Below are 18,913 nucleotides of genomic sequence, written 5' to 3'. Positions count from 1 at the left end.
CCGCGTGGAGCGCCGTGTGATGGGTTGCTTGAAGCGCCGTGCGACGTGCCGTGCGACGCGCGGTGTGCCACATCGTGGCCGGCGCGTCGAAATGGCGCAGCGCCCGCATGCGTTCCCGCGGGCGTCTATCGCGACAGCGCAGCCTGCTGCGCGATCACGATCTCGACACGCCGGTTCAGCGCGCGTCCGCCGGCGCTCGCATTGCTCGCGACCGGCTGCGCGTCGCCGTAGCCGTGCACGTCGTATTCGCGCGCCTTCAGTCCGTGCGACGCGAGGTAGTCGGCGACAGCCTGCGCACGCCGTTTCGACAGATCGAGGTTGTAGGCGGCCGTGCCGCGCGAGTCCGTGTAGCCGCTGATCGCGACGGTGTCGATCGTTGCACCGGCCGACTGTGCGATCAGCCGGTCGAGGCGCGTGCTTGCGGCGGGCCGCAGCGTGGCCTGCGCGGTGTCGAAGTTCGCGTCGGCCGACAGCGAGAGCCGTTGCACCGTCTGTGCGAGCGGCGCGGCCGGTGCGGCCGCCGCCGGTGCGGGGCTGACGCACGCGAAGCGCAAGACGCGCGGGTCGTCCGGCGACGGCCGGTCGGCCACGGACACGCCTTCGAGCTCGCGCACCGCGCCGCCGCGGTCGTGCGCGCAGATGCGCTGCGCCTCGCGCCGGCACGTCGAACCCGATTCGAACAGCCCATAACATGTGACCTGGTAGACAGGCTGACCGTCCGCGAGCTGCACGCGGCGCGCGGTATAGGTCGGCCCCGATGAGGCACACCCCGCGAGTCCGACGGCGGCCAGCGCGATCGATGCGGCGATTATCCTGAACATCTGCTGCTCCTTTTATCAATCAGGCGGGCGCCCGCAGAGGGCCCCGCGTTCCGGAATGGCAACCCGTCACCACTGGTAGGACATGCCGGCGCCGTACGACGTGCCGGCCGAACTGATGCCGGCGCCCGCCCGCACCTTCAGGTTGTCGGTGATGCGCGCGGTCATCCCGATCGCGGTCGCGCCATAGCCCTGGTAGGTGGCCGCGCCGACCCCCACGGCGATCGTCTTGCCGGCGTCGACGTCCGGGATCATCGTCAGCGCAGTTGCTGCGGCGACGCCCGAGTACGCGGCGCGCGCCACCTGGTTGACGCTCGACTGCACCCCCCACAGCTGGTTCATGTTGGCCGCGTCGGTGCCGTCGATGCCGGGTGCGACGTTGGTCAGACGCCGCTCGTCGCCGGGCGCGCCGATCGAGACCGTGTTCGGCTGGTTCGCGACCGAGCCCTGGCCGAGCGCCACCGAGTTCGGCGCCGTCGCGGACGCGCCCTGGCCGAGCGCGCTTGAGTTCGCGGCGCTTGCTTGCGCGCCTTGGCCCACGGCGGTCGAGTTCGTGCCGGATGCGTTGGAGGCCTCGCCGTCGGCGGTCGTATTGCTGCCCGATGCATTGGACAGCTGACCGGTCGCGGTCGAGTCGGGCCCCGATGCGTTGCCGCTCGACCCTTGCGTGGTCGAGACCTGGCTCGCCGCGTTCTGCGCGGACGCCTGGGCGCCGATCGCGCTGGTGGTTTCGGTGGCGAGCGCGTTGAACGCCTGTTCGAGCGCGTAGAGCTGGCTGCCGTTGATCGCGTCGGTGGAGGTGGCGGTGATGTCGCCGGCCGCGACGTTCTGGACCTGGCGCTCGGCGCCGGCCGCGCCGACGCTGACGACGCCGGCCGCGGTCGAGGCGAGGCCCGCGAACGTCGTGGTGACGCCGTCGAGCGTGACCTGCGACGCGGCCGTGTCCGTATGCGGCGCGCCGGAGACCGATGCGTTGCCGAGCGCGACATCGTTGGCGTTGGTTGCCACCGCGTTCGGCCCGATCGCGACGCTGTTGGTGCCGAGCGCCTGGCTATCCGGTGCGGTCGAGTTCGCGTGGAAGTACTTGATGCCGCCGCCGTTGTCGATGGTGGTGACGGTCTGGTTCAGCGAGGTTAGGTTGGTGTCGACCGCGCCGAGCGCGCTGCCGACGTTGTTGTACGTGTTGCCCTGAATCGTATAGTTCGGCGCGCTGACGGTGCCGTTCGGGTTGACGGTTGCGCCGCCGCCCAGTGCGCCGGCGACGCTCTGCGCGGTGCTGTACAGCTGGCTGCCGTTGAGCGCATCCGTGCTGGTTGCGCTGACGGTGCCGGCGGCGACATTGGCGAGCGTCTGCGCGGCGCCGGGGTTGGCGCCGGTGCCGCCGGGCGCGACCAGCGCGAGCTGGTTCGCGGTGCCGGTGGTCTGCACGGGGCCGATCGAACCGTTCGCGATGTTCGAGTTCAGGTTCGTGATGGCGGTTGCATTCGCGTTGACCGCCTGGTTGGTCGCATAGAGCTGGCTGCCGTTGATCGCGTCGGTGGAGGTGGCGGTGATGTCGCCGGCCGCGACGTTCTGGACCTGGCGCTCGGCGCCGGCCGCGCCGACGCTGACGACGCCGGTCGCGGTCGAGGCGAGGCCCGCGAACGTCGTGGTGATGCCGTCGAGCGTGACCTGCGACGCGGCCGTGTCCGTATGTGGCGCGCCGGAGACCGATGCGTTGCCGAGCGCGACATCGTTGGCGTTGGTTGCCACCGCGTTCGGCCCGATCGCGACGCTGTTGGTGCCGAGCGCCTGGCTGTCGGGTGCGGTCGAGTTCGCGTGGAAGTACTTGATGCCGCCGCCGTTGTCGATCGTCGAGACGGTCTGGTTCAGCGAGGTCAGGTTGGTGTCGACCGCGCCGAGCGCGCTGCCGACGTTGTTGTACGTGTTGCCCTGAATCGTATAGTTCGGCGCGCTGACGGTGCCGTTCGGGTTGACGGTTGCGCCGCCGCCCAGTGCGCCGGCGACGCTCTGCGCGGTGCCGTACAGCTGGCTGCCGTTGACCGCCTGTGTGCTGGTCGTGCTGACGGTGCCGTCGGCGACATTGGCGAGCGTCTGCGCGGCGCCGGGGCTCGCGCCGGTGCCGCCGGGTGCGACCAGCGCGAGCTGGTTCGCGGTGCCGGTGGTCTGCACGGGGCCGATCTTGCCGTTCGATACGTTCGACGTGAGGGTGGTGATGTTGGTCGCGTTGGTGGAGATGGCCTGGTTGGTCGCGTACAGCTGGCTGCCGTTGACCGCCTGTGTGCTGGTCGTGCTGACGGTGCCGGCGGCGACATTGGTGAGCGTCTGCGCGGCGCCGGGGCTCGCGCCGGTGCCGCCGGGCGCGACCAGCGCGAGCTGGTTCGAGGTGCCGGTGGTCTGCACGGGGCCGATCGAACCGTTCGCGATGTTCGAGTTCAGGTTCGTGATGGCGGTTGCATTCGCGTTGACCGCCTGGTTGGTCGCGTACAGCTGGCTGCCGTTGATCGCGTCGGTGGAGGTGGCGGTGATATCGCCGGCCGCGACGTTCTGGATCTGGCGCTCGGCGCCGGCCGTGCCGACGCTGACGACGCCGGCCGCGGTCGAGGCGGGCCCGGCGAAGGTCGTGGTGACGCCGTCGAGCGTGACCTTCGTGGCGGCTGCGTCGGTGTGCGGCGCGCCGGTGACCGATGCGTTGCCGAGCGCGATGTCGTTCGCGTTGGTCGCCGTGGCGCCGTAGCCGATCGCCGTGCCGCCGGCCTTCAGCGCGACCGCATAAGCCGAAATGGCCGTGGAGTCCGCGCCGGTGCCTTGCGCGTCCGGACCGATGGCCGTTGCATACGCGCCGGAGGCCGTCGTGTCGCTGCCGATGGCGATCGCGTGCGTGTTGCCCGCCACCGACTCGACCCCGACCGAGATCGCATTGTTGCCGAGCGCCTGCGCGCCCGGACCGCCGCTCAGGCCGCTGCCGATCGCGACCGCGCCGTTCACCGTCGCCTGCGACGACACCCCGATCGCCACGGTGTCCAGCGACGTCGCCGCCGCACTCGTGCCGACCGCGATCGCGCTTTGCCCGGAGGCGGTCGTCGCGACACCGATGCCGACGCCATAGGTGCCCGACACCACGGCCTGGCCGCCGATCGCGACGCCGTTGGCGCCCGAGGTGACCGCCTGGTTGCCGAGCGCGAACGCATTGGCTGCCGAAGCCGTCGCCTGGCTGCCGATCGCCAGCGCGTCGTCCGCCGTCGCGGACGCCTTCTGCCCGATCGCAACCGCGCCGCCGCTGGACGTGCCGTTGGCCTTCGCGCCGCTGCCGAGCGCGACGTTGTTCGCGCTATTGCCGCCCGCCACCGCCGCCGCGCCCGCCGCGCCGCCCGAGTTGGCGGCCGTGTTGCCGGTGCAGTTCGCGGCAAGGCTGGCGCTATTGGACGCGTTATCGCCAATCGCGATATTGCACGCGATCGCCTGCATGCTGGCGCCCGCCAGAACGGCGAGCGCGACGACCGTACGCACGCTCTTCGCGCCGTGCCGGCCTTTGCCCGATGCCGTGGTGTTTTCCGCCGCGGCCACCCACGTCCCGGACGCCCCGTTCCATATGGATTTAAAACTCTTGTTCATCGCTCGATTCCCGAATGCATGCCGTTCGTCGGCATCGTTAAAAAATAATCAGGCAGTGTTAAATCGGATGTTTATTTATGAATTTGCCTGGCCAGGCGAGCGGTTGAAATTTCCGCTGGTCAATACGGCTCTGCGGCCGGAAGCCCAAAAAATCGGGCAAAAATACGTCCACAGGCCTGCCGCCTGGATGCGACAGGAACTGAACGATGAAAACCTGATGGAATCGGGCGCCTACCCGCCCGATCCGTTGCGCCGGAACGGTTGCGTCCTACGCTGGCCGTGCCGGCAGCCGCCGCGCGGATGGCTCCGCCCCACAGCCGCTCGTCCCGGCAACGGGCCCGCTTTTTTTCCCGATGATACGGACAGGTCTGAATATCATGGCAGTCTCACATCCGGTTAATACCGGTATTGGGGTCTGCGGGTTTAATGCGAGCGCAGTGTAACAGCCTGATGAAAAAATGAAATCGCCCTGGCAATATTTAACATCAATTACCCGGGTGCTTAATGATTGTCCGGCCGATTTAAAGATATGAAGATAAGGCGAAAACCGGGTGCGCACCGGATTCAAAACCGGCGGATACGGCGGAAAGGGCGCAGGCGGGAAAAGGGAAAAGGGGAAAAGGGGAAAAACAGAAAAGGGAAAAACAGAAAGCAGGAAAGCAGAAGGGATGCCGGCGCGGTCGCGCCGGCATCAGAGGGCTTCGACGAGCCGCGGGTCGCTTCTTGCGCAATATTCGTGGCACGCGGCGCGCGCGGCGGTTGCCGCCGCATGGACGAGGCGCGACGCGTCCGTGCGGCGCGACATCGACACGACGATCGACGGCGGCGACGGCTGCAGCGGCAACTCGACCACCTCGCCGCTCGCGATCAGCGCATCGACGAACAGCCGCGGGATCGCGGCGACGCCGAAGCCGTCGCGCACGAGCTGCACGATCACCGAGATCGACGGCGAACCGGTGATGCGCGTCTGCGCGAGCGGCACGCCATTCGCGCGCGCGAGCGTCGTGACGATGTCCTCCAGCGCGCGATGCGGCGCGGTGCCGCGGCCGAACGTGAGGACCGGATGTTCGAGCACGCGCTTCGCGAGCCCGCTGCGCGCGAGCGGTACGAGACCCGCGCGGGCGATCCAGTGCACCGGATAATTCGCGAGCGCGTCGCAGACCACGCTCATTTCGTCGCTGCCTTCGACGCGGATGATCAGGTCGAGCTCTCCCGCCATCAGCCGGCGCTGCAGTACGACGCTCACGTCGACGTTCAGGTCGATGTCGAGCAGCGGGTAGTCGGCCGACAGCCGCGTCATGTACTGCGGCAGCCAGCTATGCACGACCGTCTCGATCACGCCGAGCCGCAGCTTGCCGCGCACGCTGCTGTCGCTCGCGGCGGCGGCCTGCAGTTCGCGCGTCGCGTCGACCACGGCCTTCGCGTAGCCGAGCAGATACTCGCCGTTCGGGGTCAGGCGGAACGTGCGGCTGTCGCGGTCCACCAGCACCGTGCCCAGTTCGTCTTCGAGCGCCTTCACGCGCTGCGAGATCGCCGCGGGCGTCGCGTGCAGCTCGGCGGCGGTCGTGCGGAAGCTGCGCAGCTTCGCGAGCGTGACGAAGGTGTCGAGAAAGCGGGTGTTCATCGGGGGCGCCCAGCGGGTCGGGTCGAAGGGAAGTGCGTGATAAAAACTTCACGAGATTCGGGAAAACCCGGTATTACGTTAAGAAATTCTATCCATTCGGCCCAATAAAAACTAGGTAGCGTCAACTTTTCGTCTTTTCTATTCTTCACCCTGTTCGATGACGGCTTCGTCATCCCCTCGTCACAGAGATAGCAGCCATGACGCCTTACGAGTTTCGTCACGCCGTGCGCAACGGCACCTTTCGCGGTCCGACGGCCGGCCATTGCGGCGAATTCGCGCAAGCCAACCTCGCGATCCTGCCCGAGGCGTATGCGCACGACTTCCTGCGCTTCTGCCATGCGAACCCGAAGGCGTGCCCGCTGCTCGGCGTCGGCGAGCCGGGCGAATACCGGATCGACGCGCTCGGCCTCGATCTCGACATCCGCACCGACGTGCCCGCGTACAACGTGTATTGCGACGGACGTCTCGTCGAACGCGTGGACTCGCTCATGTCGATCTGGAAGGACGATTTCGTCGTGTTCGCGATCGGCTGCTCGTTCTCGTTCGAGGCGATGCTCGCCCGCGAGGGCATTCCCCTGCGTCACGTCGAGGAAGGCCGCAACGTGCCGATGTACCGGACCACGATCGCGAACCGCCGGGCCGGCGTGTTCGGCGGCGAACTCGTCGTGTCGATGCGGCCGATGCGCGGCGCCGACGCGATTCGCGCGGTGCAGATCACCAGCCGCTTTCCCGGTGTGCATGGCGCGCCGGTTCATCTGGGCGCGCCGTCGGAGCTCGGTATCGCGGATCTGGCGCGGCCGGATTTCGGCGACCCGGTGACGGTGCGCGACGGCGAGCTGCCGGTGTTCTGGGCATGCGGCGTCACGCCGCAAACCGCACTGATGGCCGCGCGCCTGCCGCTGGCCATTGCCCATGCGCCGGGACACATGCTGATGACCGACATCGAGAACCGGTCGCTCGCCGTGTTCTGACCATCACGACGCGACGCCGCCTCGCATCGCGCGGCGTCCACGCTTTCATGATTGTCGCGGCTGCCGGCCGCGACCGGGGATCCGCGCGGCCCGCAGGGGTGCTTGCGTCCTCGACGCAACGCCCGCCCGCCATCGGGCGGTTCCCTCAAGCGCTTTCGACAAGGAGCGAAGCATGGACAGCAAGACTGTGACGGCGTCATCGGCCGACCTCGGGCGGCCCGAGCGGGCCGGCATGTTCGCGTGGTATGCGCACACCGGGCCGCGCGAGCGGCGCGCGTTCTGGAGCTGCAAGGTCGGCTACATGCTCGACGGCATGGATACGCAGATGCTGTCGTTCGTGATCCCGACGCTTGTCGCGAGCTGGGGGATCAGTCTCGCGGATGCGGGGTTCATCGGCACGCTCACGCTGCTGACGTCGGCGGCTGGCGGCTGGCTGGCCGGCATCCTGTCCGACCGGATCGGCCGCGTGCGCACGCTGCAGATCACCGTGCTGTGGTTCGCGGTGTTCACGGGGCTGTGCGGATTTGCTCAGAACTACGAACAGTTGCTCGCGGCGCGCGCGTTGATGGGCTTCGGCTTCGGCGGCGAATGGACGGCGGGCGCAGTGCTGATCGGCGAGGTGATCCGCGCGCGCGACCGCGGCAAGGCGGTCGGGCTGGTGCAGGCCGGCTGGGCGATCGGCTGGGGCGCCGCGGCGCTGCTGTACGCGCTCACGTTTTCGCTGCTGCCCGCCGCCAGCGCCTGGCGTGTGCTCTTTTTCGCCGGGATCGCGCCGGCGCTGCTGGTGCTCGCGATCCGCCGCTACGTCAAGGAGCCGGAAGTCTACCGGCACGCGAAGGCCGCGCAGGAAAGCGCCGGCGACACGCCGGGACTCGCGGAGATTTTCTCGCCGCGGCTGCTGTCGACGACGCTGCGCGCCGCGTTGCTCACGACCGGCGCACAGGGCGGCTACTACGCGATCACCACCTGGCTGCCGACGTTCCTGAAGAGCGAGCGCCACCTGAGCGTGATCGGCACGGGCGGCTACCTCGCGACGATCATCGTCGGCTCGTACATCGGCTATCTGTCGAGCGCGTATCTGACCGACCGCATCGGCCGCAAGCCGAACTTCATCCTGTTCGCGGCGGGCTCGATGGCGATCGCGTTCGCGTACACGTCGCTCAATCTGACCGACCGCTCGATGCTGTGGCTCGGTCTGCCGCTCGGCTTTTTTGCGTCAGGCATCTTCGCCGGCATGGGGGCATTCCTGACCGAGCTGTTTCCGACCCGCGTGCGCGGCTCCGGCCAGGGCTTCTGCTACAACGTCGGCCGCGCGGTCGGCGCGCTGTTTCCGTTCCTGATCGGCGCGCTCGCCAAACACTATGGCCTCGGGGCGAGCATCGGCCTGTTCGCGGTGATCGCGTACGGCGTGCTGATCGTCGCCGCGCTCACGCTACCGGAGACGCGCGGCCGCGAGCTCGAATCGGCCTGACGGCATGGGCCGCCGCGTGCGGCGATGGCTTCTTCTTCCTCCTCTTTTTCCTGTTTCGATTCGATCATCATGTCCGAACCTCTTTCGCATGCCGCACCCGCGGCGCCCCGCTGGCAATTCTGGATCGACCGCGGAGGCACCTTCACCGACATCGTCGCGCGCCGGCCGGACGGCTCGCTCACGACGCACAAGCTGCTATCGGAGAACCCGGAGCAGTATCGCGATGCGGCTGTCGCCGGGATCCGCCATCTGCTCGGCCTCGCGCCCGGCGAGGCGATCACGCCGGAGCAGGTCGAGATGGTGAAGATGGGCACGACGGTCGCGACCAATGCGCTGCTCGAACGCAAGGGCGAGCCCACCGCGCTCGCGACGACGCGCGGCTTTCGCGACGTGCTGCGCATTGCGTACCAGAACCGGCCGCGTCTGTTCGATCTCGACATCGTGCTGCCCGAGGCGCTGTACGGCACGGTGGTCGAAGTGGACGAGCGCGTCGGCGCGCATGGCGAGGTGGTCGAGGCGCTCGATCCCGACGCGGCGCGTACCGCGCTCCAGGCGGTCTACGACAGCGGCGTGCGCGCGCTCGCAATCGTGCTGATCCACGGCTACCGGTATGCGCAGCACGAACGCGCGCTCGTCGACCTCGCGCGGCGCATCGGCTTCACGCAGGTGTCCGCTTCGCATGAAGTCTCGCCGCTGATGAAGATGGTGTCGCGCGGCGATACGACCGTCGTCGATGCCTATCTGTCGCCGATCCTGCGCCGCTATATCGAGCAGGTGGCCGCCGAGATGCCGGGCGTGAACCTGCAGTTCATGCAGAGCAGCGGCGGCCTCACCCGCGCCGACGCCTTCCAGGGCAAGGACGCGATCCTCTCCGGGCCCGCAGGCGGGATCGTCGGGATGGTGCGCGCGGCGCAGGCCGCGGGCTTCGATGAAGTAATCGGGTTCGACATGGGCGGCACGTCGACCGACGTGTCGCACTTCAACGGCGAGTTCGAGCGCGTGTTCGAAACGCAGGTGGCTGGCGTGCGGGTGCGCGCGCCGATGATGAGCATCCATACGGTCGCGGCCGGCGGCGGGTCGGTGCTGACCTTCGACGGCAGCCGGCTGCGTGTCGGCCCCGAGTCGGCGGGGGCGAACCCGGGGCCCGCGTCGTACCGGCGCGGCGGTCCGCTTGCGGTGACCGACTGCAACGTGATGCTCGGCAAGATCCAGCCCGACTATTTTCCGCATGTGTTCGGTCCGCATGCGAACGAGGCGCTCGACCGCGACGGGGTGGTCGCACGCTTTACCGCGCTCGCGGATGAGATCGGTGCGACGACCGGCCGCCGCCACACGCCGGAATCGCTGGCGGAGGGCTTCCTTGAGATTGCGGTCGGCAGCATGGCAAACGCGATCAAGAAGATTTCGGTGCAGCGCGGTCATGACGTGTCGCGCTACGTGCTGACGACGTTCGGCGGCGCGGGCGGCCAGCATGCATGCAGCGTGGCCGACGCGCTCGGGATGACGAAGGTGTTCGCGCATCCGCTCGCGGGCGTGCTGTCCGCATACGGGATGGGCCTCGCGGACCAGACCGCGATGCGCGAGCGGGCGGTCGAAGCGCAGCTTGACGACGCAACGCTCGCGCTGCTCGACGACACGCTCGATGCGCTCGCCGCGCAGGCGGTCGCGTCGCTGCGCGAGCAGGGCGTGCCGGCCGAACGGATCGACACCGTGCGCCGCGTGCATCTGCGCTATCGCGGCACCGATGCAGCGATCGCGGTGCCGGCCGGCAGCGTCGCCGCGATGCGTGCCGCGTTCGAAAGCGCGTGGCGGCAGCGCTACGCGTTCCTGATGGAAGGCACGCCGCTGATCGCGGAACTGGCCTCGGTCGAAGCGATCGGCCGCTCGGATGCACCGCTCGACGTCGCGCGTGTCGCGCGTCGCGCGTCAGGCGCGCCGCAACCGGATGCGAACGTGCGCTTCTATTCGGGCGGCGCGTGGCACGCTGCGCCGCTGTATGTGCGCGACGGACTCTGCGCGGGCGACGTGCTGGACGGTCCGGCGATCGTCGCGGAGAAGAACGGCACCACGGTGATCGAACCGGGCTGGCGCGCGGAGCTGACCGATTCGGGCAATCTCGTGCTGGCGCGCGTCGTGCCGCTGCCGACGCGCCGCTCGCTCGGCACCGATGCGGACCCGGTCCGGCTCGAAATCTTCAACAACCTGTTCATGTCGATTGCCGAGCAGATGGGGCTGCGGCTGCAGAATACCGCCTACTCGGTCAACATCAAGGAGCGGCTCGACTTCTCGTGCGCAATCTTCGACGCACATGGCAATCTGATTGCGAATGCGCCGCACATGCCGGTGCATCTCGGTTCGATGGGCGAAAGCATTCGCACCGTGATCGAGCGCAATCGCGGGCGCATGCGCGACGGCGACGTCTTCATGCTCAACGATCCGTATCACGGCGGCACGCATCTGCCGGACGTGACCGTGATCACGCCGGTGTTTGCGAACGACGCGGCCGAGCCGCTGTTCTACGTGGGTTCGCGCGGCCATCACGCGGATATCGGCGGCATTACGCCAGGCTCGATGCCGCCTGACTCGTCGCACATCGACGAAGAGGGGGTGCTGATCGACAACTGGATGCTGGTGTCGGGCGGCGTGCTGCGCGACGCGGATACGCGCGCGCTGCTCGCGTCGGGGCGCTATCCGGCGCGCAACGTCGAGCAGAACATGGCGGACCTGCGGGCCCAGATCGCCGCGAACCAGAAGGGCGTGGACGAACTGCGCCGGATGGTCGCGCAATTCGGCGAGGACGTTGTGCTCGCGTACATGCGCCACGTGCAGGACAACGCCGAGGAAGCCGTGCGGCGCGTGATCGGCGCGCTGCAGGACGGACACTACCGCTATGCGCTCGACAACGGCGCGGCGATCGAGGTCGCTATTCGCGTCGATACGCAGGCACGCTGCGCGGTGATCGATTTCACCGGCACGTCCGCGCAATTGCCGAACAACTTCAACGCGCCGAAGGCCGTCTGCATGGCGGCGGTGCTGTACGTGTTCCGCACGCTGGTCGGCGACGACATCCCGCTGAACGCAGGCTGCCTGAAGCCGCTGACCGTGATCGTGCCGCACGGGTCGATGCTCAATCCCGTCTATCCAGCGGCGGTGGTGTCGGGCAATGTCGAGACGTCGTCGGCGATCACGAATGCGTTGTACGGCGCACTGGGGCGCGTCGCGTCGAGCCAGGGGACGATGAACAACTTCACGTTCGGCAACGAGCAGCATCAGTACTACGAAACGATTGCCGGCGGCAGCGGGGCGGGCGAGGGCTTTGCGGGCGTCGATGCGGTGCAGACGCATATGACGAACTCGCGGCTGACGGATCCCGAGGTGCTCGAATGGCGCTACCCGGTGCGGCTCGAATCGCACCGCATCCGCAGCCAGTCGGGCGGCGGCGGCCGCTGGCGCGGCGGGAACGGCGCGATCCGGCGGATCCGCTTCCTCGAACCGATGACAGCGTCGATCCTGTCGAACAACCGGGTACATGCGCCGTTCGGCGCGGCGGGCGGCGGCGCGGGCGCGCTGGGGCGCAACTACGTCGAGCGCGCGGACGGCACGATCGTGCCGATCGGGCATGTCGGCGGCGCGCAGATGGCGGCCGGGGATGTGTTCGTGGTCGAGACGCCGGGGGGCGGGGGGTTTGGGGCGGGGGAGTGATCCGGAGCGTTTGCGGCGTGACGTGAAGATGTGACGCGTCACGCACGATCTATGCCGTAGCATTTGAGATCCGGAATATATTGAGATATTCGATCCTGTTGATCGGAGGTGTTGCTTCGGTTACGCTTTCGCCTCGAAATCAACAGGAGAATTGAATGAGCAACACGTATCGGTATGGCGTACATTAAGGACTGACGCCTCCCGAGTTGTTTTTTCTTGTCGCAATTGATGAAGCATGCGAAGAGTGGGGCGTCGATGACATAGGCGCAGTCGCAGCGATTCTTGCAGGTCAGAACTGGATACCGACCCGGGCGAAGCCGCGAGGCGCGACCCCGGGTACGTCTATCGCGTCGAAATTGAGCCGCCGATATCTTGATTTTGATCTGAAATGGAGGATTCTCCCGACCTTGACTAATGCAAGCGTGAGTAGATTGAAAATCATCATGGTGCGCAACATCGGGAAATTCGTGGGCCGTGCGGTTCCCGTTGTCGGTTGGGTGATTGCGGCCCGGGACGTCACGGCGATCGGGATGAATACGGTAAGAAGCTACAATAGGCTGGTCAGAAAAGAAGATCAGGTCTTCTGATGACGAATTCTGCCTGGGAGCAGTTGGAGCCGTTTGTCAGGAAGGAGGCGGGCCTTGGAGCGGGGCAAAGCCTGAACCGGGCACTCGGCCTGGAGACCGATCTGGACATCACCGGCGATGATGCCGACGATTTCATGGGGAAATTCTTTGAAAAATTCAGTGTCGGGCACGGAGACTTTGAGTTCGACCGATATTTTTCCGGGGAAGGGCTGAATCTTTTCGTCATCGTCTGGATGATCTTCTCGAAGCGCGCGCGCAGAAAATACGACAAGGAACCTGTCACCCTCGGGATGCTTGAACGGGCAATAGAGATCGGTGTCTGGGACAGTAAAAGACTTTGTTCTCAAAGGGGCGCAAGCGGGGCGTGACATCGTGTCGAAGACCGGCGCCCCGACTATTTGCCCTGCCCCAGCAACCTGAACCCCCGCCCGTCGAACAGATCGTCATGCGGCCCCACGTCGCCGTGCTCGTTGCGCCGGCCCGATACGACCAGCAGGCGGCTATCCGCGCGATAGAAGAGGGGCTCCGTGACATCCAACGGCCAGTCGGACACGGTAAACGGTAGCGACGTCACGCGCCCGGATTGCGTGTCGATTGCCGCCGCCATCACGCATCCTGCGCCGCAGCCCCATGTCGCCAGCACATAATGTCCCGCGAAATTGACGGACTGCGTGGCCGCCGCCGCAATGACGGTTCGATAGCGCCGGCTTTCGGCGTCGGAAAATCTGAGCGGCGGCGTCTCCTGCCGACTTTCGACCCTTGCGGGGAACCGATCGAACGAAGGCAGTGAGCCGGCATGCGCGAGGCCTGCGACGAGCAACGCGAGAGTGACGAATATTATTCGGTGCATGGGTCAATACCCGTGATGTTGTCGCCAAAATGCCTTTGCTGCGTATGCTGAATGATACCGGCCGTGGATATGGCTTATGAGCGTGGAGGAACGGGCGGCTTCAAGGCATCACTCAGCTTGACTTCAACACTCAGCACGCGCTGGGATTGGGGCCGCTGACGGATGAGGTACACCGCCGGATGTTCACGGGGGAAGATAAGCCCGACGATATTGAGCGTGCATTGATATTCTGCCCTGTGGGGGCTTGCACGCCAGCCCCGGTGCGCTTTGAAAAAATTCGGACTGGAAGTAATTGTTCCAAGGCCGGGGTCGAGGTATAAAGCGAGGCGAATGTGAAAATAGTACCGCATCGCGGCCACTCTTGACTATGCAGTCCTGATGAATGAGGCCGCGCTTCTCGATATAGCCGCATTGAGCCGCGCCGGTTGCGGAGTGCGTGCAAGGAGTTGTTGCCGCGTGATTATTAGCCCCCCGTTTCTCCCGCAACTGGACCCGGCGAAGCTTGATCCCGCCAAACCCGATCCGATGATGGACGCGGTCGATCAGTTCGAACTCACACACGGCATGTATCCGATTGCCTTTGACCGACGCTGGCATTGCGGGCTACATCTCTCGCCCGACTTTCATGGTCCGGTCCATGCGATTGCAGACGGTGAGGTGGTGGCGTACCGGGTCTGCCAGCATGCGATGGATTCCGGTAGAGGCAACGCGGGCTTCGTGCTGCTCAGGCATACCGCCGAGACTGGAGAGGGGCGGACGCTGACGTTCTATTCGCTCTATATGCATCTGCTGCCGCTGGCGGAGTATCACACGTTTGGACGCGATGGGACGGGATTGCCCGAGTTCCTGCGCATGCCTTCCGGGGACGCTCCCAAAGGGGCGGTAACGCCGGCGGTTTCGGGGGGCAAGAATCTGAAGGTCAGGCGCAAGGACATCCTGGGCCTTCTCGGACGCTACGAAGACCGGCCACAGCTGCATTTCGAAATCTTCATGACGCGTGCGGATTTCGATGTGTACTTCGCTCGTACGCAGCTCGGCAAGCCTGCGCCCGCCACGCCAGAGGGGACGGAGTGGTGGGGGCGCGCATACTTCACCATTCCGGCAGGCAGCGATTTTTACAGCCTGCCGCCGGGAACTGACGGTGACAACAAGCTGCACGGGATTGAATTCAAGCCGGAGCAGACGGGCCAGAATACGCTGCCGCTGCACGTCGAGACGTATTTTAGCCAAGGCACGAAGTACACCAATGTCTGGAGCGAGGCCGCGGGCGGGACCTGCACCCTGCTGACGCCCCAGCCGGTGCCGGAAGTCGGTTACGAATATAGCCTGTATGACCGTGCTACGGCACTTTATCCGGCGTGTCCGAGCGACGGTTACGAGCTCCTGCGCGTTGGCCGGATCGTATCTCCAGCAAAAACACTGCCCGCCAATGCGCGCGCTACGTGGATGAAGGTGGCTTGGGCATCGGAAAGGTTTGGGTACATCGATATCAACGCCCAGAAGATCACGAAGCTGTCCGATGTGGATTTCCCGCATTTCATGGGCTGGCAGAAGGTGAGCGACGCCAACACCCCATTTGACCATGACGGACTGTGTGATATCGACGTGCTGAAGAAGATGCTCAGGGACGTGAGCGGTTATGATTCGCTGACCAGTCTGCAGCTTACGGGACCACGCGAGAAGGAAGAAGCCCTGCAGCGCTACCTGCTCCTGACGCCAGGGGTGCGTGAGAAGCTGCGCAGGTTCATCTGTCTCGCGCCGAGCGAATGGGACAGCACGCACAACGACACGCGCTATGCAAAGCTGCTTGACGAGGGGGAGTTCTACCACGGCGACCAGAAGGGATACGACGACTTCCAGAAGTACCTGAAGGAGGTGCAGTTCTGGGACGTGACCGGCCTACCTGCTGGCGAAAAGCTCTGGTTCTTCCATCCGCTTGGCTTCATCCGGCATTTCAGGAAGTGCGGGTGGTTGAGCGAAAACGAGCTGCTTCAGATGGTGCCCTCCAGTGCTATGCGTCCAGCGGCGTATCAGCAGTGGGTGTCCGAGAAAGTTACGCCAGATGGCCAGAATCTGGGTCAATATTACACTCGACTTAATTTGGCTGCGCGTCGTTATGGCATTGTTACACCGCCCAGGATTGCTGCTTTCTATGCAAATGCCATGGTGGAAACAATGTGGTATGGATCTGTCGCTGAGGGAGAGAACAAGCGCGATCCACAACGCTATCTGCCATGGTTGGGTCGAGGCTTTATGCAATTAACGTGGCCGGATAATTACATTAGATACTGGCGATTTATCGGCCGAAATGTGCCGGAAGATGTTGCAAACTCACTTCATGATGCTGCCAAAGAAGCCGATAAGACGCGCAACAATGCCCCGCTGGTGACTTTGGACGCACATCTTCCGGTTAATTTGAAGATCTGGCGTAATGGGTTGAGTGAGAGTCATATGGCCGCGGCGGATAGCGCCGGAGCATACTGGACATGGAGTCGCTGCCCCGAATTTGCCGATAAGCCATCGCCTAATATTTTAGTGTCGCAGCTTGCGAGAATCTCGCGAACTCAAACGGGTATGGTTGCTTACTATGTTAATGAGGCATTCGGGCGAGTGGCTGCGACAGTTAATGTTGGCCATCCTTCCACGGTTTTCCGATCTGTTCATGGTATCGTGGCACGATTTCAGGCGTATGCATGTGCGCAGGTAATTATGTTTGATGTTCCGGCGTTTCCGGATTCAAATAAAATTATGCGGGAAATACCGGCAGGTTATATTCAGAGGAATTTGTGAAATTCATAATATTGGCAATGCTGGTATTGGCTTTTACATTGGCGCCTGATTTTATTGGTGTGTGTTTCGGAGGGGGTGGCATTCCAAAAAAAGGTGCTGGCGGCATAATTTATTCGATTGATGGGTGCCGTTTTAGAATTGGAAATCTGGAGGGTGGAAATTTTAGCGTTTCATTTGGATCCCCGGCTGTAACTGGCGTATATAAGTTCTCCGATTCTGATAAATCTGCAGATTCCGCTCTCGCTGACAATCCTCCGACATTTTACTGTCTTTCCGTGGTCAGTCGGGAGGATTTAAATAATCAGCTTTCCGCTAAAAAAGTCAATGGAAAATGGGTGTCCCTTGATACTAATGAGCAATTTAAGCCGGAGCAACATGTCAGAAATTATTCTCCGGTCGGGAAAAACTGGAAAGGCGAAGGTTTTGCTTATGATGACAAATGGGGGGCGACTGGAATGGTTCGTGCGCTAAACCTCTGTCTTGTCGAAAGCGACCGAAAGCGAGCTCTTTGTGTCAATGCGCCGGTGATGGTTCTCGGTAGTCCTCGATCCGATTTGCTTCCGAAGCTCATGCAGGTGTTGCAAAGTATTGAATTTGCAAGATGAAAAATTGCTTTTTTAAAAATAATTTCCTGATTTTGAACGGATGAAGCATGAACTACCCACCGCCCGCATACATCATAATTGGGCAGCCGTGATCGAATTGTGCGGGCAGGAATCCGACTTGCTGCCGGTGTCTGTATGCACATATCTATGAGGTGGCTTATGAAAACGATGCTTACACGCGGCTTGTTGTCGTGCTGCGTTGCCGTCGCGGCATTGGGGGGCACTCAACTAGCATGGAGTGCTTCTGCAACCCCCACCGTAACACCCTGCGGCCACCTCGTCGGCGCGCAGACCCCCGGCGGCCAGCATGCCGGCTTCGTGCTGCGCAACGGCGAAGCGGTCGACTTCGTCTCTGGCGGCAAGACAACGCATGGCACGCTGCTCGTTCTGCGGGACGGCTCGCTGTATCGCGCGTATTGGCAACCCACCGGCAGTCCGGAAAAATATGTGCTGGCCAACGCGGGTACGGGCAGCGTGCGTCTGATCTCGACGCCGCCGCAAGGCGTGCCTGCCGGCGCGGGCCAGCCCGGCATCGCGGTCGGGCAGTTGCAGGTGCTGTCCTGTCCGGTGCTGTAGGGCGTCCGGCTGCGTTATCCCGGTCGCGCCCGTGGTGGACGCGACCGGCGAGCGTTCGGCGTGCGCCGCCGGCGTGCCTCAGAAGAAATGACGCAGACCCACCACACCGACGAACTGGCTCGGCCCCGAGGAAGGCGTGCCGTTCTGCGAATCGCCGACCACGGCCACCGCGTTCGTGATCGCGCTGCCGTTGGCCGTCAGGATCTGGCCGTTCGCGCGCTGATAGCCTTCGAGGAAGTAGATCGCAGTGCGCTTCGAAAACGAGTAGGTCTGCTCCATCGAAAACTGGTTATAGCTCGCCGAATCCGTGATGCCGTTCGAGCGGCTCGCGCGGGTGTAGCTGTAGCCGGCCGCCACGGCAATCGCCGGTGTGAGCTGATACGTCGAGATCAGGCCGAACGTGTTGAATACCGCGGTGTCGTGGAACGTCGATGACGCGCCCGGCCGATACAGCACGTTGGTGTAGTTCACCCCGACCATCCAGTTGCCCGAGTGGTATTGCGCAGCGGCGCCGACGATCTGGTTGCTCTGCGCGCTCGCGTAGGCAGCGTTGACAGGCGAGTTGTCGGCCACGGTGCCGATCGCGTTGCTGCCCGTCAGTTCGTTCAGGTGCACATAGCCCGCCGCGACGCTGACGTTGCCCACGTCGTAGCGCAAGCCCGCGCTCAGCGTATTGCCCTGCGCGAAGTGGCCGGCGACCCCGCCCAGGCCGTACTGCACGCCGCCTTGCAGTCCAAAAAATGTAGGAGACGTATAGGATAACGAATTATTAAATCGCAGCGTCGTATCGAGCGCGTCGAGGTCGCCCGGATGCGCGCCGGTGGCGCCGGTCAGCACGCCGGTCGGCCCCAGTGCGCCAACATAGTTAAAGTACGGCGTGTACTGGCGCCCGGCGGTGAGCGTGCCCCAGCTTTGACTGCTCATGCCCACGTAGGCCTGGCGGTTGAACTGGTATCCCGCTGACGATTGCGCGCCCGTCTGCGAGTTGAAGCCGGATTCGAGCCGGAAGATCGCCTTCAGCCCGCCACCGAGGTCCTCCGACCCGAGCAGGCCGAACTTGCTCGCGTTCAGGTTGCTCTGGCTCATGTAGAGGTTGCTGCTGCCTTTCTGGTTGCTCACATAAGACAGCGCGTTGTCGACCGCACCGTACAGCGTGACGCTGCTTTGTGCGAGCGCTGTCTGCGAGAAGCCGGCGCCGGCTGCGAACAGCAGCGCGGCCGATTGGCGGATTGCGCTGAATGGCTTGATGCTCATGTCAAGATCTCCACATTTGATTGTCATATGCAGTCCTTATTGAAAAGGAG

At 64.5% G+C, this 18,913-nt stretch carries 14 protein-coding genes; 9 read left to right on the top strand and 5 right to left on the bottom strand.

Going from position 1 to position 18,913, the window contains the following annotated elements; all coding sequences use genetic code 11:
- Nucleotides 1-125 precede the first annotated feature (125 nt).
- Together AC3AP7_RS28490 and AC3AP7_RS28485 are read right to left on the bottom strand one after the other, a co-directional pair.
- The gene (locus tag AC3AP7_RS28490; RefSeq protein WP_487363635.1) at nucleotides 126-821 is read right to left on the bottom strand and encodes an OmpA family protein; all 696 of its coding nucleotides are present in this window, start codon (nucleotides 819-821) and stop codon (nucleotides 126-128) included.
- A gap of 66 nt (nucleotides 822-887) precedes the next feature.
- Nucleotides 888-4,433 (bottom strand): YadA family autotransporter adhesin, encoded by a 3,546-nt coding sequence (locus AC3AP7_RS28485; protein ID WP_487363634.1) that lies wholly within the window; start codon nucleotides 4,431-4,433, stop codon nucleotides 888-890.
- On the opposite strand from AC3AP7_RS28485, the gene AC3AP7_RS28480 reads away from it, so the two are divergent.
- Complete coding sequence (locus AC3AP7_RS28480) at nucleotides 4,426-4,833, top strand: hypothetical protein (RefSeq protein WP_487363633.1); 408 nt, start codon at nucleotides 4,426-4,428, stop codon at nucleotides 4,831-4,833. The two genes, AC3AP7_RS28485 and AC3AP7_RS28480, sit on opposite strands and share 8 nt — an antisense overlap.
- A gap of 291 nt (nucleotides 4,834-5,124) precedes the next feature.
- Here AC3AP7_RS28480 and AC3AP7_RS28475 read toward each other — a convergent pair whose 3' ends face one another.
- On the bottom strand, nucleotides 5,125-6,057 hold the full coding sequence (locus AC3AP7_RS28475; RefSeq protein ID WP_487363632.1) for a LysR family transcriptional regulator: 933 nt from the start codon (nucleotides 6,055-6,057) through the stop codon (nucleotides 5,125-5,127).
- Nucleotides 6,058-6,254: 197 nt separating this feature from the next.
- On the opposite strand from AC3AP7_RS28475, the gene AC3AP7_RS28470 reads away from it, so the two are divergent.
- The 5 genes from AC3AP7_RS28470 (at nucleotide 6,255) to AC3AP7_RS28450 (ending at nucleotide 13,156) form a co-directional block, all read left to right on the top strand.
- Nucleotides 6,255-7,028: a putative hydro-lyase gene (locus tag AC3AP7_RS28470; protein ID WP_487363631.1), complete on the top strand. Its 774-nt coding sequence runs from the start codon at nucleotides 6,255-6,257 to the stop codon at nucleotides 7,026-7,028.
- Between the two features lie 172 nt (nucleotides 7,029-7,200).
- Complete coding sequence (locus tag AC3AP7_RS28465; protein WP_487363630.1) at nucleotides 7,201-8,499, top strand: MFS transporter; 1,299 nt, start codon at nucleotides 7,201-7,203, stop codon at nucleotides 8,497-8,499.
- A 69-nt stretch (nucleotides 8,500-8,568) separates the two neighbouring features.
- Nucleotides 8,569-12,201, top strand: coding sequence for a hydantoinase B/oxoprolinase family protein (locus AC3AP7_RS28460; protein ID WP_487363629.1), 3,633 nt, complete (start codon nucleotides 8,569-8,571; stop codon nucleotides 12,199-12,201).
- Nucleotides 12,202-12,392: 191 nt separating this feature from the next.
- Nucleotides 12,393-12,788 carry an STM2901 family protein gene (locus tag AC3AP7_RS28455; protein WP_487365049.1) on the top strand — a complete coding sequence of 132 codons (396 nt, stop codon included), beginning with the start codon at nucleotides 12,393-12,395 and terminating at the stop codon, nucleotides 12,786-12,788.
- Nucleotides 12,788-13,156, top strand: a complete 369-nt coding sequence (locus tag AC3AP7_RS28450) for a DUF1493 family protein (protein WP_487363628.1) — start codon at nucleotides 12,788-12,790, stop codon at nucleotides 13,154-13,156. The genes AC3AP7_RS28455 and AC3AP7_RS28450 overlap by 1 nt, the downstream gene beginning before the upstream one ends.
- A gap of 26 nt (nucleotides 13,157-13,182) precedes the next feature.
- Here AC3AP7_RS28450 and AC3AP7_RS28445 read toward each other — a convergent pair whose 3' ends face one another.
- Nucleotides 13,183-13,638, bottom strand: coding sequence for a hypothetical protein (locus AC3AP7_RS28445; protein ID WP_487363627.1), 456 nt, complete (start codon nucleotides 13,636-13,638; stop codon nucleotides 13,183-13,185).
- 456 nt (nucleotides 13,639-14,094) lie between these two features.
- Between AC3AP7_RS28445 and AC3AP7_RS28440 the strand changes: the two genes are divergently transcribed.
- The 3 genes from AC3AP7_RS28440 to AC3AP7_RS28430 all read left to right on the top strand — a co-directional run bounded on the left by AC3AP7_RS28440 (nucleotide 14,095) and on the right by AC3AP7_RS28430 (nucleotide 17,609).
- Complete coding sequence (locus AC3AP7_RS28440; RefSeq protein WP_487363626.1) at nucleotides 14,095-16,428, top strand: hypothetical protein; 2,334 nt, start codon at nucleotides 14,095-14,097, stop codon at nucleotides 16,426-16,428.
- The gene (locus AC3AP7_RS28435; RefSeq protein ID WP_487363625.1) at nucleotides 16,425-17,033 is read left to right on the top strand and encodes a hypothetical protein; all 609 of its coding nucleotides are present in this window, start codon (nucleotides 16,425-16,427) and stop codon (nucleotides 17,031-17,033) included. Before AC3AP7_RS28440 ends, AC3AP7_RS28435 begins: the two co-directional genes overlap by 4 nt.
- Nucleotides 17,034-17,201: 168 nt before the next feature.
- Nucleotides 17,202-17,609, top strand: coding sequence for a hypothetical protein (locus AC3AP7_RS28430; RefSeq protein WP_487365048.1), 408 nt, complete (start codon nucleotides 17,202-17,204; stop codon nucleotides 17,607-17,609).
- A 78-nt stretch (nucleotides 17,610-17,687) separates the two neighbouring features.
- On the opposite strand, the gene AC3AP7_RS28425 is transcribed toward AC3AP7_RS28430, so the two are convergent.
- The gene (locus AC3AP7_RS28425; protein ID WP_487363624.1) at nucleotides 17,688-18,863 is read right to left on the bottom strand and encodes a porin; all 1,176 of its coding nucleotides are present in this window, start codon (nucleotides 18,861-18,863) and stop codon (nucleotides 17,688-17,690) included.
- Nucleotides 18,864-18,913 lie beyond the last annotated feature (50 nt).

It is taken from the genome of Paraburkholderia sp. PAMB 6770, from assembly GCF_057748135.1.
Note: the sequence above shows the minus strand (reverse complement) of the source record. Positions and strands in the feature narration are given on the sequence as shown.